This is a genomic window from Paenibacillus sp. FSL L8-0435, from assembly GCF_037965655.1.
In the GTDB taxonomy this organism is placed as follows: Bacteria; Bacillota; Bacilli; order Paenibacillales; family Paenibacillaceae; genus Paenibacillus.
In genome coordinates, this window is the sequence record NZ_CP150185.1 from 2,213,875 (window position 1) to 2,237,573 (window position 23,699).

Annotated in this window: 20 protein-coding genes, 1 tRNA gene and 1 riboswitch; of the genes, 13 read left to right on the plus strand and 8 right to left on the minus strand. The window is 45.8% G+C overall.

Features of this window, described 5'->3' with window-relative positions; all coding sequences use genetic code 11:
• Positions 1-34 precede the first annotated feature (34 nt).
• Positions 35-1,090, minus strand: a complete 1,056-nt coding sequence (locus NST33_RS10160; protein WP_339307795.1) for a hypothetical protein — start codon at positions 1,088-1,090, stop codon at positions 35-37.
• 204 nt (positions 1,091-1,294) lie between these two features.
• On the opposite strand from NST33_RS10160, the gene NST33_RS10165 reads away from it, so the two are divergent.
• The 4 genes from NST33_RS10165 (at position 1,295) to NST33_RS10180 (ending at position 3,112) form a co-directional block, all read left to right on the plus strand.
• A complete protein-coding gene (locus tag NST33_RS10165; RefSeq protein WP_036609617.1) occupies positions 1,295-1,876 on the plus strand; it encodes a xanthine phosphoribosyltransferase in 582 nt (193 codons plus the stop codon).
• Between the two features lie 97 nt (positions 1,877-1,973).
• Positions 1,974-2,303 carry a hypothetical protein gene (locus NST33_RS10170; protein ID WP_074094470.1) on the plus strand — a complete coding sequence of 110 codons (330 nt, stop codon included), beginning with the start codon at positions 1,974-1,976 and terminating at the stop codon, positions 2,301-2,303.
• A 119-nt stretch (positions 2,304-2,422) separates the two neighbouring features.
• Entirely contained in the window at positions 2,423-2,641 is a 219-nt protein-coding gene (locus NST33_RS10175; protein ID WP_036609613.1) for a hypothetical protein, read from the plus strand.
• Between the two features lie 141 nt (positions 2,642-2,782).
• A complete protein-coding gene (locus tag NST33_RS10180; protein WP_017689352.1) occupies positions 2,783-3,112 on the plus strand; it encodes a carboxymuconolactone decarboxylase family protein in 330 nt (109 codons plus the stop codon).
• Positions 3,113-3,185: 73 nt separating this feature from the next.
• Here the strand turns inward: NST33_RS10180 and NST33_RS10185 are convergent, their stop codons facing one another.
• Entirely contained in the window at positions 3,186-3,650 is a 465-nt protein-coding gene (locus NST33_RS10185; protein WP_036609611.1) for a C40 family peptidase, read from the minus strand.
• A gap of 5 nt (positions 3,651-3,655) precedes the next feature.
• Positions 3,656-3,787: riboswitch (cyclic di-AMP (ydaO/yuaA leader) on the minus strand.
• A gap of 418 nt (positions 3,788-4,205) precedes the next feature.
• On the opposite strand from NST33_RS10185, the gene pelA reads away from it, so the two are divergent.
• Positions 4,206-5,168 carry a pectate lyase gene (pelA, locus tag NST33_RS10190; protein ID WP_313771489.1) on the plus strand — a complete coding sequence of 321 codons (963 nt, stop codon included), beginning with the start codon at positions 4,206-4,208 and terminating at the stop codon, positions 5,166-5,168.
• A 178-nt stretch (positions 5,169-5,346) separates the two neighbouring features.
• Positions 5,347-5,431: transfer RNA gene (locus tag NST33_RS10195), tRNA-Leu, on the plus strand.
• Between the two features lie 145 nt (positions 5,432-5,576).
• Here the strand turns inward: NST33_RS10195 and NST33_RS10200 are convergent.
• Entirely contained in the window at positions 5,577-7,262 is a 1,686-nt protein-coding gene (locus tag NST33_RS10200) for a carbohydrate-binding protein (RefSeq protein WP_221823392.1), read from the minus strand.
• 417 nt (positions 7,263-7,679) lie between these two features.
• Here NST33_RS10200 and NST33_RS10205 point away from each other — a divergent pair, with 417 nt between their 5' ends.
• Positions 7,680-8,519: a divergent polysaccharide deacetylase family protein gene (locus NST33_RS10205; protein ID WP_260632897.1), complete on the plus strand. Its 840-nt coding sequence runs from the start codon at positions 7,680-7,682 to the stop codon at positions 8,517-8,519.
• Here NST33_RS10205 and NST33_RS10210 read toward each other — a convergent pair.
• Entirely contained in the window at positions 8,494-9,237 is a 744-nt protein-coding gene (locus NST33_RS10210; RefSeq protein ID WP_339307799.1) for an N-acetylmuramoyl-L-alanine amidase, read from the minus strand. The two genes, NST33_RS10205 and NST33_RS10210, sit on opposite strands and share 26 nt — an antisense overlap.
• Positions 9,238-9,432: 195 nt before the next feature.
• Here NST33_RS10210 and NST33_RS10215 point away from each other — a divergent pair, with 195 nt between their 5' ends.
• Entirely contained in the window at positions 9,433-9,651 is a 219-nt protein-coding gene (locus NST33_RS10215) for a YqzE family protein (RefSeq protein ID WP_221823397.1), read from the plus strand.
• Between the two features lie 125 nt (positions 9,652-9,776).
• Here NST33_RS10215 and NST33_RS10220 read toward each other — a convergent pair whose 3' ends face one another.
• The 3 genes from NST33_RS10220 to NST33_RS10230 form a co-directional block, all read right to left on the minus strand.
• A complete protein-coding gene (locus tag NST33_RS10220) occupies positions 9,777-10,727 on the minus strand; it encodes a hypothetical protein (protein ID WP_339307801.1) in 951 nt (316 codons plus the stop codon).
• A gap of 210 nt (positions 10,728-10,937) precedes the next feature.
• Positions 10,938-12,131 carry a YqhG family protein gene (locus tag NST33_RS10225; protein ID WP_339307803.1) on the minus strand — a complete coding sequence of 398 codons (1,194 nt, stop codon included), beginning with the start codon at positions 12,129-12,131 and terminating at the stop codon, positions 10,938-10,940.
• Positions 12,132-12,134: 3 nt separating this feature from the next.
• The gene (locus tag NST33_RS10230) at positions 12,135-13,898 is read right to left on the minus strand and encodes an SNF2-related protein (protein WP_339307805.1); all 1,764 of its coding nucleotides are present in this window, start codon (positions 13,896-13,898) and stop codon (positions 12,135-12,137) included.
• Between the two features lie 382 nt (positions 13,899-14,280).
• Here NST33_RS10230 and NST33_RS10235 point away from each other — a divergent pair, with 382 nt between their 5' ends.
• On the plus strand, positions 14,281-16,920 hold the full coding sequence (locus NST33_RS10235; protein ID WP_339307807.1) for an adenosylcobalamin-dependent ribonucleoside-diphosphate reductase: 2,640 nt from the start codon (positions 14,281-14,283) through the stop codon (positions 16,918-16,920).
• Positions 16,921-17,002: 82 nt separating this feature from the next.
• On the opposite strand, the gene catA is transcribed toward NST33_RS10235, so the two are convergent.
• On the minus strand, positions 17,003-17,650 hold the full coding sequence (gene catA / locus NST33_RS10240) for a type A chloramphenicol O-acetyltransferase (RefSeq protein WP_221823405.1): 648 nt from the start codon (positions 17,648-17,650) through the stop codon (positions 17,003-17,005).
• A gap of 233 nt (positions 17,651-17,883) precedes the next feature.
• Between catA and NST33_RS10245 the strand changes: the two genes are divergently transcribed.
• From NST33_RS10245 to NST33_RS10260, 4 genes are all read left to right on the plus strand, one after another.
• The gene (locus tag NST33_RS10245; protein WP_221823407.1) at positions 17,884-18,444 is read left to right on the plus strand and encodes a flavin reductase family protein; all 561 of its coding nucleotides are present in this window, start codon (positions 17,884-17,886) and stop codon (positions 18,442-18,444) included.
• A gap of 574 nt (positions 18,445-19,018) precedes the next feature.
• Positions 19,019-21,112: an acyltransferase family protein gene (locus tag NST33_RS10250; protein WP_221823409.1), complete on the plus strand. Its 2,094-nt coding sequence runs from the start codon at positions 19,019-19,021 to the stop codon at positions 21,110-21,112.
• 257 nt (positions 21,113-21,369) lie between these two features.
• Entirely contained in the window at positions 21,370-22,683 is a 1,314-nt protein-coding gene (locus NST33_RS10255; protein ID WP_221823412.1) for an extracellular solute-binding protein, read from the plus strand.
• Positions 22,684-22,784: 101 nt separating this feature from the next.
• Positions 22,785-23,666 carry a sugar ABC transporter permease gene (locus tag NST33_RS10260; RefSeq protein ID WP_221823414.1) on the plus strand — a complete coding sequence of 294 codons (882 nt, stop codon included), beginning with the start codon at positions 22,785-22,787 and terminating at the stop codon, positions 23,664-23,666.
• The last annotated feature ends 33 nt before the right edge of the window (positions 23,667-23,699 follow it).

Genomic DNA, 23,699 nt, shown 5'->3' on the forward strand with positions numbered 1-23,699 from the left:
TGCTCATATTCATGAAGTACATGGACCGTGAGATTTATATATTGTTGCGTCTACGAAAGGCGCCCCAGCGGTTCAGTACCAATTTGGCAGCCCAGATTAATGCCATACTTCCAAAGATGGGGTAAAGGATGGACAGCAGGGAACTGAATCCAAACTGACTGAGTGAGTAACACAACATCATAATGGTTAATGTAATGAAACGGGGATGGACACGTATATGTTGGCTGAGTTGCAAGGTCATTCCATAGATATCGGCTACAAAGGTACTGAATATTTCCATGAAAATAAGGGATACATATACAGATTGCACTGCCCATCCAAGTTGAAAGGCAATGCTACCCATCGGGATTTCGAATTGAATGATGCCGGGCATTTGGGCTGACATGGCAAAATGAGCTGCCATCAGCATGAAACCTACGCCAATTCCACCCAATACTCCACCCCACTTCAGCACATTCCGACTACGAATCTGGTTACCTACAGGCACAAGAACAGCTTGAGCCAACACCAGATTGAATGAAGTATACAACAGTGGAGACAGCCACACTTGAATAGGGTTTGAATCTGTCGTCAGTGTGATGAATCGGGAAGCACCTGGATGATGGATGGTACTGGTGATCATGAGCAGAGATAACAGGAGCATCATGGGCACGACAATGCTATTCATTTGTAGGATGGCCTGAATGCCTCGACCGAGAAGCAGATATGACCCTACAAGTGTGACGATCAGACCTGTCTGATAATGCAAACCCAGATGTTCAACAAAAACGGAACCTGCTCCGGCAAGCATGACACTGTTCACGCCAATGAGAATGAGAAGGGTCACCCAGGTGATCCATTTGCCCGCCTTGTGGCCGAATAAATGTTTGTTCAGATCCTCATAAGAGCGGGAACCGGTATCGTGAGCGATCAGCATCATTTTGGTACCTAACCAGACAAAGAGTATGGTGGATAAGCCTATGGTGACGGTGGCCCATTTGCCATACTGGGTAAAAAACTGCAAAATTTCCTGCCCTGTAGCGAAGCCAGCTCCAACAACCGTTCCGATGTATGTAAATGCGATCTGCAGCACCCGAAATGCCTGTTTCATGTGTTTCCCCTCTCAGGCCCCTGTATAGTTTGGACATGCGGGTACCATGGTACAAGGTATGCTTGACCCACGAAAGTCATGACAATCGATAATGAGCTTTGGCTTGAATTGTGTCTCAAGGACAGCGCCCAGGCAATTTCGCTTGAACTTATAGATAGATATATGATACTTTTACCTCATAGGATAGGCTTGGGAGGTCAAATCATGGAATTATTGAAACAACGAATTTTACAAGAAGGTGTGGTTATCTCGGATCAGGTATTAAAGCTGGATGGTCTGTTGAACCACCAGATTGATCCTGCATTAACGATGGAGATGGGACGTGAGTTCGCTGCCCGTTTTCGTGAAAGTGGAGTAACTCGGGTAATCACGGTAGAATCCTCAGGGATTCCGGTTGCGTTTGCCGCAGCCTATGAACTTGGGGTGCCCCTTGTATTCGCCCGTCGCAAAAAAACACTTCTGGCTGATCCTGATGCATACTGTGAACGTGTACCGTCCTTTACCAAAGGAATTGTAACTGATATTATGGTATCCCGCGAGTTCATTCATGAGAATGACCGCATTTTGTTCATTGATGATATTATTGCCAATGGAGATGCCGCTCGTGGCGTCATCAAAATTATCGAGCGTTCCGGTGCGGAACTTGTCGGATTCGGCGTTGTGGTCGAGAAAAGTTTCCAAGCAGGGGCACGCACGATTCGTGAACAGGGTATTCCGGTGGAAGCCTTGGTACGCATTCGTTCCCTGAACGATGGTACGGTACAATTTGACGATAACGAAATGTGACATTTTAAAGGAATAGGGCCTATTTTTTGAACTATGCCTTTGCATGACCGCGGATTTCATTTATAATGGGGTTATGTTAGGGAGAGGAGGCAACACCATGGGGAACCAACTGGCAACAGAACAATTTTTTAATGATAAGCTGGCGGAATCGAAAGTTCATTTTGAACGTGCCCTGGATTGTAAACATACGGAATTCGATGACCTTTATCCCTATATGATTGAACATCCTCAATTTTTCTGGTACAAACGCTATGTTGCCTGGTCAGAATTACTGACGATTGTAGGCTTGTGCGAAGAGTTGTCCTTCTCTTGGAAAGAACAATTTACACCGCATCAAGTGGAGTACCTTGAAGAACGTGTGATGTCCGCCAAAGTGCTTGATTTTTGGTTTGAGAAGAACGACAGCAAAGAGCACGCGCAGCGGTAACTTTCAGTCGGGACATAATTTCGAATGACATGACAGTCCAATACAGTCACGTGAGACCTAAATGACTTTTCATTTAGGTCTCTTTTTGTAAATAAATTTGAAATATAGGAGCCATGAAGATGATTAGTGATACAGAATTGGACGCTCTGCGTCTGTCAGGTGAGAAAGTTAGAGTAGTACGGGACGAGCTGGAATCGAACGACGTGAAGGGGATTGTGGTTGCCTGGGATGGCGAGCAGGTACTTATCCGTCGTCAGAATCGACGTGTCGTTAAGCTGGACCGAGGTTACAGCTATCAGCTGTTCAGCGAGCCGCGCCAGAGTCCACTTAGTGAGTAACAGCTTATAATTATGGCAGAGCCATGAGCGTTAAATGTTTGGAATTACCATGATTTCTTGGCATAATTGACTCATTCGGGAGAGAAGATAGGTACAGTGAGGAAGATCTGTAACTATAGCCGAGAGGGTGTGCTACAAGCGATGACATTGATGAATGATAAAGTTCATGCCTACAAGGATCAGATTGGAGCATTAAGCGATGTACTGCCAGGTGTGGTGAAGTCATATCATGAGTTTACCGGAGAATGTTTCCAACCTGGCGTGATTGATGCGAAGACAAAACAGCTAATTGCGCTTGGGATTGGATTGTTTGCCAACAATGAGGTATGTACCTTCTACCATGTAGAAGAAGCCCGTGCTAAGGGTGCAACAGATCAGGAGATTATGGAGACCGTTGCGGTGGCCGGAGCTGTTGGAGGAGGACATGCACTGTCTCAGGGTGCGATGCGAGTGCAGAAGGCGCTGCATTAGTAAGTAATGCAACATACATTTTTAAGTACAAAAAAGGCATCCGGTTAATAACCGATGCCTTTTTGTATGTGAATTACATTTTACCCAACATTTTATCATACATAAACTGTCCAGTTACCCGACGTGCTGTTACATAGCGGTCATTAAAGTATGGATTCGATAACTTTGTGATGCTTACACCTTTACTGCTGGAGGCATGAGCGAATTGTCCGCCGCCGATATATACACCTGTATGTGAAATGCCTTTGCCTGTTGTATTAAAGAACACCAGATCACCTGTCCGAACATTGCTCTTGGATACAGGCGTACCTGCTTTGGCTTGCTGCTGAGAAGTACGTGGCAATTCAATGCTGTATTTGTTGAAAAGATATCTCATAAAACCAGAACAGTCGAAGCCGGCTACAGTTGTGCCACCCCATTTGTAAGGTATACCTGTCATGTTGTTCACTACGGAGTTGATACTGCTTGCCTCTGTGCTTGTTGCCCCGGATGTAAATAATACAGCTGCTCCAAAAATGGAGATAATCAGTTTTTTCAAAATCAATGTTCTCCCTTCGATGCCTACGGAGTTAGCTAAGGGTTCGGTAGAAGGTTCCCTATATTTCCTATGTATAAGAATAATTCACCCAAATTGGTTCCCCCGTTTTCAAACATGAAACTCGGCAATGAATAATTAAGTTTTTGTAACTATTTGAAACTATATTGCATAAATGCGTAATTGTCAAACCTATTTAAAACCCTTCGTAATACCTCAATGTTAGCGGAATTAAGGTTTTTATATGAAAGAAGGGATCAAGTTTGGGTATCATTCATGACAAAAACGTCATTATTGATTCGTTTAAGACGAATTTGGATAAATAAATAGGTTTGTCATGAGTTAAAAGAACTATCCCGTTATGTAGAATTAGAGAGATTATATTCATTAAGTTGCATATATTGACAAAAATCGATTTTTTGCATATTATCTGATTATCCAATCCACATATTGGATTAAAATTGATTTTATTATGTGATAAATACAAATAAAGGAGGTTTGGGGACGCGTATCATAGGTAAGTAAAAGTGGAAGATTTATAAAAACGAACATAGGAGAGTGTTACATTTGAAAGCGAAGAAAATAATTACTTTTGTCCTGGCATGCACGATGGTGTTCTCGGCAGTTGGAATGGCAGTTCTCCCTGTAGGGACGGTATCTGCTGCGGATGCATCGGGTACTACAGCGAGTATTTCTGATATTTTGAAGAACCAGCTGCCGGATGGAGGTTGGAGAAAAGATTATAAACAGACAAGTGGAGAGTGGGCGAAGTCCACGATCGACAACAAGGCTACATACTCAGAAATTAGAAGATTGGCGAAGGAATTTAAAAAGACGAATGATCCGCGTTACTCCACAGCTGCAATCAAAGGAATTAACTTTTTGATCAACATGCAGTATTCAAACGGCGGATGGCCACAAGTTTACCAAAGCTCCGGATATCACAAGCACATCACTTACAATGATGATGCCATGATTAATGTAATGATCATGTTGGATGAAGTAGCGACACGTAAAGGTGATTTCTCGTTTATCGACAGCACACTTGCTAACCGCAGTAAAAACTCAGTTGCCAAAGGTGTAGATGCAATTCTGAATACACAGGTTGTTTCAGGCGGTAAGCTGACAGCATGGGGACAACAACATGATTCCAGTTCTCTTAAACCGGCAAGCGCAAGAATCTATGAAGTACCATCACTGACGGCTGGAGAGAGTGTAACGATTGTTAAATTCCTGAAAACCAGACCTGCTACCGCTAAAATTACGGCATCCATTAAGGGAGCTGAAGCATGGTTTAACAAAGTGAAGATTACGGGTTACAAGTATGAAAGAGCAAACGGAGACAGCAAAATTATCGCTGATTCCAAAGCTGCACCGATCTGGGCTCGTTTCTACGAAGTGGGAACGGATAAACCGATCTTTATTGGTCGTGACGGGGTCGTTAAATACAAACTAAGTGATATTGATAAAGAAAGAAGAGGCGGTTATGCTTGGTACGGTAACTGGCCTTCCAAGCTGTAATTTGTATTATGTTTCCGTTATAATGAACCAAACTATTAGCAGTTAAAGGTAAAGCCCGAATCGAAATGGACGTCTGTTTCGATTCGGGCTTTATTGTAATTATTTTCATTGTTGACATGATAGATTCCACATGATATATTACTTCTTGTCGCCGATATTGATCACGGAGATACAATATGCGGTCGTGGCGGAATTGGCAGACGCGCACGGTTCAGGTCCGTGTGGGCTAACCCCCCGTGGAGGTTCGAGTCCTCTCGACCGCATCTAATAAAAATACTCCTTAAGTTAACGCTTAAGGAGTATTTTTTTGCATTTTTTGATATAACACTAACTTTAGACTCGAGTATCCAAGAGGTTAGTGCTTAGCTGCACGTTCAGCAAATGTCTTCCATCAGCCATACGGAACGTTTATTGTGCTGCGGTAACATTAACGCTATCAATATTCGGTCCTTCCGATCCAGTGGTAACCACTTTCAATGTATTGGTCCCCGTGTTCATGGGGACCTGTATTGTTTTTTCAACCCAAGTGGACCAGCTTCCCGTAGCTGGAAAGGGCTCGTTGCTGATGACTTTGGTTCCGTTCACAAAAATGTCGAGGTTCCGAGTGCCGCTTTCCAGCGCATAACGAAACTTTACGTTTTTGGTACTTGTTGTAGTGTTATTAATGCCGTTCCATTGAATGGTCGAACCAGTCATCGCATTGAAGTTAACATACCCGGAGCCAGTGTAACCGGGGTAGATTGTTTCAATGGCAGCTTCCGTAAGTGAGGTTCCGGTCTCTGCTTCATACGTAGTGCCACTGCCTGTATTCCCGCCGCTATTACCGCCAGTAACGTTGGCAACAAACGTTGTTACGCTCTGAGGTGGGAGCTGTGCCGTGAAGGCTCCATTGGATACAGTAAGCGGGGTTCCGCTTGCCAAGTTTCGACCGCTGTCTGTAATCCATGAGGACACAGTGGAGGCATTACCATTCTGCAGAACGAATTTTTGGCTTGTGGCTGAAGTTCCACGGTTAATTGCCACAACGACGACTTTGTTATCACCTTTATAGGCTGAGACAAATGTGTTCGTATCCGGATTTTTCGTTGCATCGACTCGCAGGTAGCCTGGACGAACGAATTTAGAGAAATGAGCCATATTATACCCGCGTTTGCTTATGGTACCGTCCTCTTTCATCGGACCATACTGTCTGCGGATGTACCACCACACATAGGCCTGGAAATCACCTTCTACCATGGCATTGTGCATGTGATAGGAAACGTCTAATGCTTCAGGCCAGCGGTCTGCTGAGTTGTTATCACTGTTTGGAACATACACCTCAGTCATCCACAGTTCTTTACCGGCTCCTTTTTGCTTAAAGAGAGGGTAGGCAAAATTCGAAATCTGTGTTCCATACGTATGCGCTCCCAGAATGTCCATGTTGGCAAGCGCCTGCGGATCATTCAGGATTGGGTCGGATATGTTCTTTAAGTACTGGAAGGATTCAGGCGCCATGACTTTGGTACCTTGAATGGACCCGGCATTTTCTTTCATGAATCGAAGGATCTCTTGTGGAGTCCACCAGGTCCAGTCATGAGCATAATCCGGTTCATTTTGCACAGAAATGGAATATAAATCTACGCCGTTATTTTTCATGTAGGTTACAAAGTCGTTCAGATGTTGCGCATAGGCGGCATATTTGTCGTATTTCAGGCGTTTGGCATTTGTGTCTCCATTGTGGTTGAACGTTTCAACCATGCTGCTTGGAGGATTCCATGGGGATGCGAATACGATAGCACCCTTTTCGATAGCCCGTTTGGCTGTGGCAACTTCACGGTACCAGTTATTAGAATCTGGATCGACGTAAATCCTGAGAATTGAGAAGCCTAACTGATTCTGATCATTACCAAAAGCAGTTTCACGTTGAGCGGGAGTCAGATCACCAATCCAGGCAGGAAGGTTAATGCCTCCAAAGCCCTTGATTAGCTGTTTTTCCGAGGACAAATTAATGTTGGCATCGCTGGCTGCTGACACATTTGTCGGGGTTAACATCAAAGGCAGAGCTGTTAAACAGGCCAAAAGAACATTAATCGTCTTTTTTAGTTTGAATTTCACTACTTTCATCCTCCTCGATAATAGTAAATGGTTACATAGAGAAACCGCGACCAGGGATAACAAACAAGAATAGCGGATTGTCTGGCATTTATTTTATGTAAACCCTTTCAAAACCTCCTTCCATAAATCATAGGAAAGAAATGCAGCACATAACCTCTTTCATTTGTTGATTCTACTAAATAATTCCTAAACTGAAAACCTGACAAATTACAGTATTTTTTCTAATTAATCTCTATTCTCTAACTGTTCAATGACAGTTTTTGTCTGAATGCAAAGGAGAAAACGGGAATGATGGGGATCTTCGCTTGAGACAGAGGTCTCCAATGGCGGGGATATTGTTATTAAGGAAGGCTTTGGCTTACATAATCCTCCCTTCATTATCAAACAATGAGATCACAGAAGTTACGGGGAGGAATCATGATGAAGGAACAGAGAAAGAATTATGGATTCATTGTAGGTATCATGGCATTTTTGATTGTGTTTTACGCAGGCATATCGGCAGGAGGGCCTACAGCGGCAGCTTCAGAGTCCCCATCGAATGACAAACGGTTAGCGATTATCATCGATGATGTTGGTAATGACATGAGGGGTACGGCAGAAATCCTGGCGATGCCAGTTAAATTAACGGTAGCGGTCATGCCTTTTTTGCCAACAACGAAGAAAGATGCGATAGCTGCACATGAAAAGGGGATGGATGTGATTGTGCATATGCCCATGGAACCCAAGAAAGGACGACCTGAATGGCTGGGCCCGGGTGCAATCACATCCAGTCTAACAGATGAAGAAGTCCGCTCACGCGTGGAGAAAGCGATTGATGATGTGCCCCACGCCATTGGCATGAACAATCATATGGGTTCCAAAATTACTTCGGACAAACGCATCATGTCCATTGTACTCGATGTATGCAAGGAGCGGGGCCTCTTCTTTGTAGACAGCCGTACGAACTTTCGCTCCGTGGTGGGGGAACTGGCCGTATCCAAAAATATGCCACCTGTAGGTAATGACATTTTCTTGGATGATCAAAACTCTAAGCAACACATTCGCAAACAACTGGATCTGGCTGCTCAGCGTGCGATCGATAAGAATATCTGTGTTGTCATTGGTCATGTCGGTCATTCGGGGATGAACACATCCGCAGTCATTCGTGAATCCGTCTCCCGTCTGCAAAATCAGGTTCAATTTGTGGGAATCGGTGATCTGGTTCGAGATGTGTGGCAATGGCATTCTGCTCCTACACTACCGACAGATAATAAATAATGCCATCGGCAATGGACTGGGCGATTCGTTTTTGCTCAGCGGGATCACTCATTCTGGCTCGATCTGTCGCATTGCTCAAAAATCCGGTTTCGACGATAACGGCAGGTTGTTTCACGTAATTCAATAAATAAAAGGGCTTGCCCCATACGATCCTGTGCTCCGTTCCGTACAACTTGTTCATGGCATCCTGAATGGATTGGGCCAGCAAATAACTCCTGCCTTCCTTCTGGTGTAGTACCACCGGGCCGTGTACATTCGATCGGGGACTCCAGTTCGCATGAATGCTGACCACGATATCTGTACTTACTTCTTCGCTAAGGCTTTTACGTTGGGCAAGATCTCTGGTATGACGGGAGCGGTTGTTCAGCCAGCGGTTCTCATCACTAAGTGCATAATCACCAAGTCGATTGATGATAACGGCATAACCTTTGCTGCGAAGCAGCAGATAGACCTTTTGGCTAATGGCCAGGTTGATATCTTTTTCCAACACACCTTGGGCTGACGTACCACCGTCAATACCGCCATGGCCTACATCGAGCAGGATAACCGGTGCTGCAAAGGCATGATGACTTGAGCGATATGCATCTCCATCGGTCACTGGTAGCATGGATGGACTGTTCTGGGACGGGGCTGCTTTTCCATAAGCCACATGGGGCAGCATGAGAAGGCAATGGAAGCTGATTAGCAAGGCTACCGAAGCGGTCAGCAGCTTATACATGGGAATACACACTCCTTCATGGAATAGGTATCGAATTTCAGATTAGTGACTCGATGGATACCTTTGGCATTAGACTGTGCATTCTGAGGGTTTTCATACTTCTTTAAATAAAAAAATGTTTAACCAGTCCACATCCTGCACACAATAGAACTATCGTAAGCTCCGCAAATGTGCAGGAGCGAAGGAGGCAGAATTATGGCCAAAAGTGATGAATTGGTAAAATACATTACGCAGCGTGTTGTTCATTATATCGATACACCGAAGGATGAGCGGAAAGGTCGCACCAAAAGGAAAGAGCCGTGGGCGATGAAGTGGTTTGGTATGATCCCTTTCGCTGTATCCCTGTGGGTGGGGAAAAAGGAAAAAGAATTCGATACAAAGTCTCATAAACGAAGTTCTTCGGGCAAAGGGTGACCATAGCTTACCTATTTCACTAATGTAAAACCAAAAGACGCAATCCCTTAATATAATGGGAAGGCGTCTTATTTGTTGTTTAACAGTTTATCTGACTGGACTGTATCTTAAGAGTTAGCTGATGATCAAGGATTTACGATGTAAAAATGGCCATCTTGCTGCAATGTGCTCAAAGGGACAAATCGTTGAATGGATGATTTTCCACCTAGCGCTACATATAGAATAGACTCTGCTACCTGATCAGTATGCCACAGCTGATACCCGCTAACAGGTAGAGGACCGCCATATACAACGTTACGATCACCCGCTGAGAAAACAATCTCTTGATTCTCCCCGTGTTGTATCACATCTTTTGCCCGGTCGGCATCAACAGGCTTGGAGGTAATCCACAACAGATTGTCAGTCGGATTAAAGACGGGTCGGAGATGAAGTGGGTCGACTGATAAAGATGGTGTTGTGGATAAATCAGTTATGCTGACAGAGGTCTGTTTGGAATCAGCCTCCAGCAGGTTCAGGAACTCTGACGGTAGTAAATCTCCGTTCGTAGCATCAATATAAAGTGCAGGATGGTTAGGTTGTTCCACTTTCCAATAAGCCAGCAGGGGAAGAGTATAACCAAGATGAAGCTCTCCTCCGCCAGCAAGTAATGCCTCAAGGTTCACATGTTGTCGATCCAAGGCTTGTCCAAGAAGTTCATTGTTGTATGGTGACTGTTCTCCATGACCATATTCACTAAGCATCATCTGACCCTGCTCTGTGACTGTAATAATCATATATCCGATCGGTTTGCCTTCAAACTCAGCTTGAACGAGCCAGCTATGTGTACCCGGACCCAGAGGGTAGAAGTCCAGGTCGGCGTTCTTCCAATGCGCTTCGGTATCAACTGAGCCAAGTGCAACAGCTTGTTGCTCTGCAAACCGTTGTACAGCAGCGGGAGCTAATTTGTCATTCTCAACGGCAAGATGTTCGGGACTATACTCTGTTGATGATGCGGGGGACAGTGAAGACGTTTCTTGTTCCTCTGCATTGGCTATCGACCAAAAAGAGAATAGGGCAAGACAACTGAGCAAGCCCAAGGTTATACAGGTTGTTTTCCGAGCGTTGTTCCAACACGTATGAAAGAATCGTTTCAAATTTACACCTACTTTTCATTTATCCGTTACCTGAGCGGCTCCTAGTTTCATTCTAGGGGACAGGCTATGCAAAGGTTGCCGCAACCTGTCGGGCAGCTGATCATGAATAAACACTACTTTTGCCAGCATTTGCAGGAAAAGTAGTGTCTTCGTCTATCTTAAGTGAAACATACCGCTGCTAATGGCAGTCACTTTCACTTTGGGTTCATATTGCCAGATCATCTCGGTCCGGCGTGTCTCATACTGCAATTTCATAGCTTCACGATCTATTACCGCCTGTTTTGTTTTCTCTTCTTCGGCATCTGTCTCGGAGTCGATCGGTACTGCGGCTTCTGCCGCCAGTTCTACATCTGCTCCAATGGGTTTAGCGTTAGTGATATCCAGAACTTTTTTCAGTGGTACAGGTGGCGTGCGGTTAGAATGGACATTCTCCGTGTCTGAGGTTGTCTTACCTGGTGATTCTACCTCAGGCGTATCTTCTCGGAGTACTGCTTCATAGTAGGTGTCCAACACGTCCAGCTCCAGATCAAGCCGCTCTTGGGCTTTCTCGGCCCAGCTATAATCGAGTTCCAGCAAGCGGTTTGTCAAATGAGATTCCAGAGCAGCTCCGGCGTCAAATATCGAAACTTTAGCTGTCTGCACATGCATGTTCTCCGCAAGTCTTGGACTGAGATCACGTCGGTTCAGCTTGGTGCCGAATTTCTCTATAATTTCACCCGAGCGTAGGGAGATGCCGAGAAAATGCAATTCCTCCCGTTTCAAATCACAGGCGAATTCCACCTTGAAACACACACCAAGCCAAGGCTCATATACGGCTGGCGCTGTAGCCCGCAATTGCCGTTTGGCAGCCTGTTCGAACAGATTCACGAAGGCACCGCCTTCACGGGCAGCGCCGAAAATCTGCTGGAGTCTGCGACTGCCGTACACCACTTCTTCACGTAATATTCGTCCTGGCCCCAGCTGTGGCAGTGATGGCGTAATACCGAAGTAACGGCCTAGAATAGTTTCTTTTGGTGGCTCGCCTTGAGGACTGCCGTTGGTTATGCCATTCGTTTCAGCAGGGTTAGGCACAACAGGAGGTGATGCTTGCGCAGCTTTGGCTTCTGCTGCTTCAATGGCCTGCTGATACCTGTCAGGATCAAATATAAATGTAAAGGACATCGTCTCAGCGGGTGCTCCGGTTCGTTCCACGAACCCCCAATAATAGGGGCGATTGGTCAACGCTTTGTCCGCCTCAGGCGAGAGTTTGACTGTAACATGGGCAGGGGAACTCTCCATAATCTGACAATCGAGTGCTTCCAGATAGGTGAGAACATATGCCTGCACTTCATGGGGAGACATGGTCATGAGTTAGCTACCTCCTTTGCGAAGATCTAACAACCCGGATACGTCAGGGCCTTCATCGGCAACCTCACGTTGAATGGAGTTCAGCGATTGTCCAAGTGAGTCCATTTTACTGCGAATATCTTCATCAGTTTGTGATTCCAATATGATTTTGTACAAACTTTTCTCAATAGACTCCTTTTTCTCCAGCCGTTCGAGAATGACATCCAGCCCGCCGATCACCATTTCAAACATATTGATCTTCTCATGCAGCAGACTCAGAATATGTTCCTCAATGGTTCCGGTCGTAGATAAATTGAAGATGTTCACGTCATTTTGCTGCCCAAGCCGGTGTACCCGGCCGATCCGCTGCTCTACCCGCATAGGGTTCCAAGGCAGATCAAAGTTGATCATATGATGGCAAAATTGCAAATTGATGCCTTCACCACCCGCTTCGGTTGCAATCATGGCCTGCACACGCCCGCGGAAGAGATCCATCATCCAGTCTTTTTTGCCACGATTCATACCACCCCGATAGGGTACAGCCGTAAGCCCATTGTTGCGGAAATAGTTTAGCAGATACTCCTGCGTGGCCCGGTATTCGGTGAAGATGATTACTTTTTCATTCATGTTCCGAATCAGTTCCATTGTTTTCTCGGCTTTGGTATTTTCCTTGATCGCTTTAATATGGGCAACGAGTTCCCAAATCTTGTCCCGAAGGGGAGAGTCCAGCGGAAGTTTCTTCGACAGATTAACCAGCGTCACAAATACAGCATCCCGACTGCTGCACACTTCACGCTGCAATGTAACAAGGGAGAGCATGCTGCTCAGATTGCCGCCAGCTTCCTGGTACTGGTCTTTGACAAAGGAAGTCACACCATCATAAAGCGCTTGTTCTTCGGGCGATAATTGCAGATTCACGTTGGAGACGTTCCGTTTGGTAAATTGAACGGGGCCTTCGCCGCGGCGGTTACGAATCATGACTTTGGATAACTCGTTCTTAAGCTGTTCCTGATTTTTCGGAACCCGCTTGTCTACAACAAAGTTGGCCGCAAAGTCACCCTGACGACCCAGTTGACCGGGCTTCAGCAGGTTGATCAGATTGAACAATTCACTCATATCGTTCTGCACAGGTGTAGCTGTGAGCAGCAGGCAATACTTTTTGCGCAATTTCAGCATGAATTGATAGTTGGTTGTTTTTTTGTTTTTGAGCTTATGAGCCTCGTCAATAATGATCATGTCGTAATCGGTATTCAGCAGCATATCTTTGTGCGGGTCACGTTTGGCTGTATCCATGGAAGCAACAACCACTTCATTCTGCCAGGAATAGGCCTTTTTCTGGGCAATAGCAGGGATGCCAAATTTCGAATTCAACTCCCGTACCCATTGCAGCACAAGAGACGCTGGCACGAGAATGAGTACCTTGGATACGAGACCTCGAACCATATATTCTTTCAGAATGAGACCGGCTTCAATGGTTTTGCCAAGACCCACCTCATCGGCGAGAATGGCCCGGCCTGACATTTCAAATAATACTCTGCGTGCAGTGTCCATCTGATGAGGAAGTGGAGTAAGGCCTTGTAGATGCTTCAAACACTGGATCTCGTCAAAATTGGGAATCAGATTGGTTTCTTCGGCTTGAATGCCCAGTTGGAAGAGTCGATAATCCCCCCAAGGACCTCCTTTATCCAGTCGTGATTCCAATTGATTAATCCAGCTTCGATCAAATTCCAGCGGAACGGGCAGCTCGGCTACAGGTTGATTCGTGTGGTGCGGGTTTTTCCGGTTCATGGTGTTTCCTCCCCTGCCATACGTGATGACGTTTTATTCGTAGGTAATAGTATGGACGAATGAGAGTCAGTTCATAACTATATAAGTTGAACTACAGTTTATTTGCACGAACACTACGATGACAGAACAACCTTCCAATCGCTGTTATCCCCAGATTTTTTGTGTGCCAAAAAATTCACAGATATCGTATTCATGCGTATGAGGGTGTGTGAAGAAGTTTGTCCGAGCAGGGGAGTCTATAAAATAAAGTCTGTGATAAAAGTCTTATGGAAAATCAATATATGGTGTAATATACTGGTTTTATATCACTATATGTGGTGTTTTATCATAATTTACTCTTATAGTGAAAATGGAGATCTATTTCGGGAGGTTGAACGTAGCGATGAAATCGAACCAACGATCGTACCCATTAGAAGGACTCAGCGAAAAAATATTTCTGGACCGATACGCCTGGAAGGACGCCGATTCGAATCATGCCAAGGTCGGAGATGTGGTATTGGTATTAACGAAGGATGATCCGAAGTTCCCAACCAAGGAAGTGGGCGAAATCATAGAACGTCAGGGTCAGCTTGTACAGGTAAGGACTCGAAGCGGAGAGATCATCGAGACAAACGTGGAGAAATTGACACTCAACATAGAAAAAACACCGGAAGAGATGTGGGACCGTCTTGCCAAAGCGATGGCTTCTGTCGAATCCACAGCGGATCAGCGGGCAACGTGGGAGTCCAAGTTCCGCTCCGTGTTGGAAGATTGGAAGTTAGTACCCGGAGGCCGCATTGCTGCCGGTGCGGGGGCAAGCGATGAGTTGACACTTTTCAATTGTTATGTCATTCCGTCTCCGCAAGACAGTCGGGGTGGCATCATGAAGACTTTGACCGAGATGACGGAGATTATGGCACGTGGGGGAGGCGTTGGCATTAATTTGTCCTCTTTGCGTCCTCGCCGAGCGGTGGTGAAAGGTGTCAACGGATCATCCAGCGGTTCCGTATCGTGGGGCGGATTGTTCAGTTATACGACTGGACTGATTGAACAGGGTGGGAGCCGCCGTGGTGCGCTCATGCTCATGATGAATGACTGGCATCCGGATGTGCTTGATTTTATTACCGTGAAACAAACGATGGGGCAGGTGACCAATGCCAATCTGTCTGTATGTGTGAGCAACACATTTATGGAGGCTGTCAAGCAGGATGGAGATTGGGACTTGGTTTTCCCCGATACGAACGATCCGGACTACGACACCGAGTGGAACGGGGATATGCAGCAATGGAAAGCAGCAGGTCATTCGGTGGTGCACTATCGTACACTGAAGGCGCGCGAAATCTGGCATACCATTATTGAATCAGCCTGGAAATCGGCAGAGCCTGGTGTGGTATTCATGGAGTACTATAACCAGATGTCCAACAGCTGGTACTTTAACCCGATCATCTGTACTAATCCATGCGCGGAACAGGGTCTGCCTGCCTGGGGTGTATGTAATCTGTCTGCCATTAATCTGTCCAAATTCTACGATGAAACAAATCATGATGTGGCATGGGATGAACTGGCGGAAACCACTCGCATCTCGGCTAGATTTTTGGACAATGTCATCGATGCAACACCATATCATTTTGAGGAAAATAGACTGAATCAACAACGTGAACGCCGGGTTGGGCTTGGCACGATGGGACTGGCAGAGCTGATGATTAAGCTGCGTATTCGATACGGCAGTCCTGAATCTCTTGTTTTTCTGGATAAACTGTATGGATTCATGGCGAAGGAGGCCTATCTGGCATCGGCAGAGATTGCAGCAGAGAAGGGAGCTTTCCCAGCTTTTGAAGCTGAACCGTATTTAAAGAGTGGATTCATGAAAAATATGGTGGCGACGTACCCTGAAGTGGGAGAGGCCATTCGTAAACAGGGCATTCGAAATGTCACACTGATCACACAAGCGCCAACGGGAAGTACAGGTACGATGGTGGGCACATCAACAGGTATTGAGCCGTATTTCGCCTTCAAGTATTTCCGTCAAAGCCGTCTAGGTTATGATGAACAGTTCGTACCGATTGCACAAGATTGGCTGGATGAACATCCGGGTGAAGCCTTACCAGATTATTATGTAACGGCGATGGATCTGTCGGCTGAAAATCACATCCGGGTGCAGGCTGCCATTCAGCAATGGGTGGATAGTTCGATCTCGAAAACGGCAAACTGTCCGGCTGATTTTACAGTGGAGGACACGGCTGAGCTGTACGAACTGGCCTTCGACCTAGGCTGCAAGGGAGTAACGATATATCGCGACGGCAGCAGGGATGTGCAGGTGTTGTCCACGTCGAAGAAGGAAGCGACCCAGGCTGAAGATCAGAACACGGCGGAAGCTGAAGAGAAGACAGTCGTATCTGTAATAGAAAACCCGAATAATGCTGAAGTACAGGCAAGTGATAGAACTTCCAATAGCCAGGATGGTGTTAGCACGCATTCTTCCGAGCAACCCCCTTCCTCTTCTACAGTGCTGGATAAACAATACAGAAACCGTCCTCAAGTACTGCGCGGTGCGACATACAAAATCAATACGCCATTTGGGATGGCTTACATTACGATCAATGATCTGGAGGGAACGCCGGGTGAGATCTTCCTGAACGTGGGCAAAGCGGGCTCGGACGTGTTTGCGATGGCTGAAGCACTCGGTCGAGTATGCTCTCTGTTCCTTCGATACGGAGATCATGGGCACAAGGTTGAACTGTTGATCAAACATCTCAAGGGAATCGGTGGTTCGGGCGCGATTGGCTTCGGAGCCAACCGGGTTGAATCGATTGCTGATGCAGTCGCCAAAGCATTGGAAAGTCATGTACAGAGCAATGTGCAGGAGAACGAAACTGGAGCAGTACAAGAACAGAACAAAGTGGAGAGCACGTATCCCAAAGTGGAGGATCAGAAAAGCTTTATCGAATCGAGAGATTTATGCCCTTCATGCGGCTCGGCATCCCTGATGAATGTGGAAGGATGCAAAACATGCAGCAACTGTGGGTACAGTAAGTGCAATTAAATAGCATTTGGAAAAAGTAAAAAAGAAAAGGCATTCCTGACTCCATTACGAAGTCAGGAATGCCTTTTTGTCATTTAGCTAACTAACACCAATCCTGGCATCGATCTGCAAGTGATTGCAATTCATTAAATAAAACGCCAGCATGGTAGCCGTCACACACGGCGTGGTGTAACTGAACAGATAAGGGAAGATAGACGTTATCGTTTTGTTGAACATATTTTCCCATCGTGAAAATAGGCAACAAGTAGGTTCCCTCATTGTAAATATTCAGATTAAATCCCGTAAAGTTCACCCAGGGAATGCTGGAAACGGGAAATGTATTTGGCGGTTCATTGGGTTTGGCAACAAATTGTTTGTGATCTTTGTAATTCTTCATATCTTCCAGATAACGATTGTGGAACGTCTCGAAATCTTCATGGAATGCTGTCCAGATCGTTGAGAAACTTTTGTTGTCCTCATGAAAAATCGTATAACTCGGAGACATTTCGTCCCAGTAGCCCAATTTCCCCTCGGCATCAAAACAGGTTCGAAATTCCCTGTGTGCATTGACGACCGTAGAGATCATATGAATAAGAGCGGGATAGAACTTCAATCCTTTAAGCTTGAGTTTGGTGATCAATAGCGTGATATCCAGATTAGCAGTTATGCTGTAGGTACATCTGACCTGATTCAAGTAGTGGTCAAAGTATGGCTTTCGATCCCACTGATCTAACACGATTGAATTAAACATAAGTTATAACCTCCTAAATTTGAATAATGTCTTTATTTAGGAGGTATATTTGACTGATTTGACCATATCCTATCACATTCCCAGTATCGTATTTTTAGAAATTGACCATCTCAGTATAACATGATAGTTGATGTGTGTTGCTTATAGCGAAATCCTCTGCAAAGCGCTTTTTCAACCAGCATCTTTACTTTATAATTAAAGTTGTGTTTATAACGAAGAAGAGAGGGGATTAGATGCGTCAGCCGATAGAAGAACCCATATTTTATTCTTATCCTGGAATGGTAGCGGTGGTGACTTCACGTCATGAGGGAGTTCAGAATGTGATGGCGTCTGGATGGCATACATACATCGGATCATCACCAGGCGTATATGGCATCTCCCTTCGTAAGGAAACATTCTCCTATGAACTCATTGAGAAGAGTGGCGTATTCGGTGTTCATTTTCTGCCGGGTCATCGTTCGGAGTGGATTCAAGCTGCAGGAACGTTCAGCGGAAGAGATACGAATAAATTCACAAGATTCGGCATTCCGTATGAGGAAGGAATCAAGGTAAGTGTACCGATTTTGACAGACGCTTATTTTGCCTATGAATGCAAGGTTATGGATATTACGACATATGGTGACCATGAATGGATTGCAGGGGAAGTGTTGCAGCGATATCAGGATCAGAAGTACTTTCTAGAGAATGGAATGGTTGATCTGGAGAAGTTGCAAATCCCAATGTACACAGGGCGTTCAGCATACCGGATCATGGATGCGCGGACAGAAGAAAAGATTCACCCGTTCCACCTCTAGGGTCCTAGGCAAGAAGAAGCAATTATGAGCAAAACTTTCAATCCGGTCTGACATAGGTTTATAATGGATATTGGCTGCTGAGCAAGTCGGCAGCCTTTTGTTATGAATTCAATTGTTTCAATCGATGTGTGCGTGGGTATGCTGGTTTGCGCAAGCGGGACAGGTAATTTTAGCCACTCGATGAAAAGTACTATATTTAACGACAAAATTAGAGTATGATTTTACAGCTATATGAGCTGGCAGGAAAGGTTACATCGGTTTAATCGTTTGTAACTATTCCTGTAAAGTATGAGGCTTATTTCGGGCGTATAATGCTAAACGTGAACTCACGAATGAATATAAAGAATATTTTAATAATTAAACTTAATGGACAGGCAACTCGTCTTCTTTAAGATTATAGAATTTACACAGAATGTAGCATCATCGGATCGTGCTTCAAACAGAGGCTTTTCTAATGTTGTAAATGAAAGATGGAAGGTGCAATACGTATGTTAATGACAACCAGAACGATCAGGAGTTCCTTTATGCCCCCAACACCGATGTTGTTGACTCACAGTAACAAGGAGGGGCATGCATGTCACAATCGTTAAATCGTAAGAGACATATGAACGGACTTGACGGCTTGCGAGCCATCGCTGTACTTGCGGTAATCGCGTATCATCTGAATTTGGATTTTATTCCGGGCGGACTGCTCGGTGTAGGTATATTCTTTGTTCTCTCGGGATATTTAATTACAGATATTCTCGTGTCACAGTGGCAGGAACATGGACGCATTTCACTCGGTGATTTCTGGGTAAGACGGGTAAGGCGTTTGCTTCCAGGCATGCTGACCATGACAGCTGTGGTGATGATCTGGTTAGCTTGTACAGACCCATCCCGACTTGCTGCGCTTCGTGGTGATATCGTTTCGGGTGTATTATACATAAGCAATTGGTGGTATATCTTTCACAACGTTTCCTATTTCGAAAGTTTTGGCCCTCCATCACCGTTTGGACATTTCTGGTCGCTGGCTGTGGAAGAGCAATTTTATCTTATATGGCCTCTTCTACTGATCGCAGCAATCGTAGTGTTCAAAAGAAAGGGATGGCTGGTCGTTTTCATTGTCGTCGCAGCTGAATTATCTGCTGGCGCAATGGCCATCATGTATAATCCGGATTTGGACCCGAGCCGTGTATATTATGGAACAGACACGCGGGCATTTGCACTGCTTGCTGGTGCTGCTCTTGCCGTGGTGTGGCCTAGTCGCAAGCTATCGAGCTCTCTGTCTGGCATGAACCGGCTTGTGCTCGATGTGTCGGGACTTGCTGCGCTTGCTTTGTTAATCTACATGATGCTGAACAGCAGTGAATATGATCCGTTTCTGTATCAAGGGGGCATGGTGCTTCAGGCTATTGCAACAACGTTGCTGGTAGCGGTGTTGGCTCACCCATCGTCTCTCCTGGCACGTATCATTGGCGCGAAGCCATTACGCTGGATCGGAGAGCGATCCTACGGATTATATCTGTGGCATTATCCTGTTATTATGCTAACCAATCCCGCGGTGGATACGGGAGGAGCACATCCTGTACGAATCATTTTACAGGTTGCTGCAACGGTTGTACTGGCCTCATTGTCCCTTAAATATATTGAAAATCCGATTCGGTACAATGGATTCCGTGATTCTTGGTCCCGATTATGGGGAAGAGGGCGGTCATCGATCGGTATACGTAACGTATGGTGGAAGCGTGCAGGTCTGTTGATGACGATTCTGCTGTTGTCCTATACGGTATCTCAGATGATGGTCTCACATGCAGCGAACTCCGACTCCCATTCGGTATCGATGTCCAACACATTGAATGGAGAGAATTCCGTAGCGGAGGAACAGGGACAGGATGTGTTGCCAGCTATTACAGCAACGTCAGGCTCTGGCCAAAAGAACGATGCTCATACCCATAAACTGGAAGCAGGAACGAAAGATGATCCGGGGAAAAATGAGAAGCCAACAGGAGAGCCTGCACCAGATTCAAAACCTGACGAACAAGACAATTCAGTGAATCCTGGCAAGGACGGTCAGTCTGAAGATAAGCCGGCTGATGAATCCGTGACGAACGAGAATGATATACCGGATGACGCCGGGGCGAATCAATTCGATGATACAGATCATGCGGATGACACACCTGATTCATCTCAGGACAATGAAGAAACGGCTCCTCCTGCCCAGGATGGCAAGGTTCATTATACCGTCATTGGAGATTCGGTGATTTTGGATGCAAAACCGTACTTGGAGCAAAGTATATCGGGAGTGTATGTGGACGGACATGTCGGTCGTCAGATGTGGCAGGCAGGCGATGTATTGGAAGGTCTGAAGCAAAATAACCAAATGGGCAGCAAAGTGGTGCTGGAGCTCGGGACGAATGGTTCCTTTAACTCCAAAAACTTGAATGCTGTGCTTGATTATCTGAAGGATGAGGATCGGGTATATCTGGTTACTGTGCGCGTACCTCGTCCGTGGGAACGAACGGTGAACAGGGCGTTGAATGAGGCAGCATCCAAATACACCAATGTCTCGTTGATTGACTGGAACAGTGCAAGTGAGGGACATGACGAATATTTTGAAAAAGATGGCGTACATCTCACTACGCAAGGGTCCGAAGCTTTTGCAGAACTGGTGAAGAACAGTATCCAATAATACGCAATCCATATTTAATACGATTTAGCACTTATTCAATATATATAGCCTGGGGTGAAGCTACCGACGGCTGCAACAAGAAAGAGCTCTCATTGTGAGGGCTCTTTTTATATGTTATGAACAATAAGCCAGCAAAGTAAATTCCAAACAGGGGAACCGATATTTTTCACCCCTGCATCCGTGGATCGTCACCTTACGGTATGATAGCGTTACCATTTACAATAAGTGTATTCAAATCGCCGAGGGGGATTATAGAGATGTTGAAAAAATGGCTTTCGGGTTTCCTGGCAATAACATTGTTCTCCATTATTCTGGCTGGCTGTGCTGGCGGAGACACTTCAGAAGGAGGCAGCGGCAATGACAAAGTAACCGTCACACTCTGGCACAACTGGACCGGACAGGATGCAAAGGCGGTTGCGATGCGCAAAATAATTGAAGATTTTCGCGCGGCGCATCCAGATATTGAAGTTGTGGATGAAGGTCTGCCAACAGATGGTCTCAAAACCCGGCTTCGTACGGTGGCAGCTGCTAACGAGATGCCAGATCTGTTCGTGATGTGGCCGGATGCCATGACCAAGGAATTTGTGAAAGGTGACCTGTTACAGCCCATTAATGCAGAGCTGGACGCAAAGCCGGAGTGGAAAGACAACTTTATCCCGAATGCACTGGATGGATACACTGTGGACGGGAATATCTACTCCGTGCCCATGAATCTGGCGCCGAGTTCCTTCATCTATTACAATGAAGCTCTTTTCAAGCAGTACAACGTAAAAGTGCCTGAGACATGGGCGGAACTGGAACAAGCGATTGCTACTTTTAATCAAAATAAAGTCATTCCCATGGCACTTGGCAACAAAGCCAACTGGGTAGCTCAATCAACGATATTCAGTACACTGGCTGATCGGATTACCGACACGGACTGGTTCCTGAAAGCGACAGCACAAGAGGGTGCAAGCTTTACCGATCCGCAATTTATTGAAGCCTTGAACAAGATGCAGGAGCTTGGCAACACCAAGGCATTCCAGGATGGATTCAATAGTATCGATGAGACACAGATGATGCAGCTTTATTTCCAAGGTAAGGCAGCGATGGTCATGAACGGCGGATGGGCCTTGGCAAATCTGGTGAACAATGCACCTGAAGAGGTGTTGAACAACACCCATATTACGATTCTTCCTCCAGTGGACGGAGGTCAGGGTGAACCAAGAACAACATCCGGTGTAGTAGGAACCGGGTTGGGTGTAAGTAAAAAGCTGAGCGGTGCACAAAAAGAGGCAGCAATGGAGCTGTTCTACGCGCTGGCAGGACCTGATGGTCAGAAGGCCACATTGGATAGCAGCACATTGGTGAGTTACAAGATTGATCTGGACAAAACCAAGGCACATCCATTGTTCGTTGAATTATATGATCTGATGCAGGAAGTGAAAATCACGCCAGTATACGATTCCAAGCTGGGATCGGCAACGGTTGAGGTTATTAATAATGCATTGCAAGAGTTGCTTATGGGCGGTAAGGCCGAAGACATTGCAGCTAAAATTCAGGCGGCTCAAGCCAATGCAGTTAGTCAGTAACCATTCGTTAAAACCCCTTCCCGGCAGGGGAGGGGTTTTAAGTATGGATAAGATAGTCAGTTGCAAGTTGAGAAAGGCATTCAAGGAGGGGAAGTGAACAGATGAACGCACTGCGAAGTCGGCGTTTTATTATGCTGGGGCTGGCCCCGGCAGTCATCATTTATGCATTGTTTGTATTTGTACCGGTCGTATGGTCGGCATACTACGGTTTCTTCAACTGGTCCGGCATCGGCGCATCGAAATACATTGGTATGGATAATTACGTGGAGATCTGGCATGATCCTGTGTTTTGGCGGGCACTGAAAAATAACGTTATTTTTGTATTGGCATCGGTGTTTGGACAGATTCCGTTAGCGCTGATGCTGGCGGTCATCTTACACAAAAGCAATCCATTACAGCGGTTTCTGCGCTCAGCCGTATTTCTGCCGATGGTGTTATCCACTGTAGTTATCGGTATGATCTGGCAGTATATCTATCATCCGCAGATCGGGATATTGAACTTTCTGCTGGACGCCCTGGGGCTGGAAAGTTGGAAGCTGCAATGGCTGTCCGATGACAAGATTGCCATTTTCTCATTGGTACCACCGCTGCTCTGGAGCTTTGTTGGGTTGTATCTGATTATCTTTATCTCGGCACTGCAAAATATTCCCGGCGAGATTCATGATGCTGCCAAAATAGACGGTGCTTCAGGAATCCGGAAGCTGGTATCGGTCTCATTGCCCATGATCTGGGGTACGGTTCAGGTTGCGATCATTCTATGTATTTCGGGTAGTCTGAAATCATTCGATCTGGTCTACATCATGACCAAGGGTGGTCCGGCACATGCGACGGAACTGCTTGCAACGTATATGTACAATTCAACCTTTACAACATACCGATATGGTTTTGGTAGTGCGATCTCAACAACCATCGTACTGATCTCGTTACTGCTGATCGGAACAAGCCAGTGGTTAACCAGTCGCAAACGAAAAGAGAATCAATAGAGAGGAGGGGCTATCATGCGCGTGACACCTGTA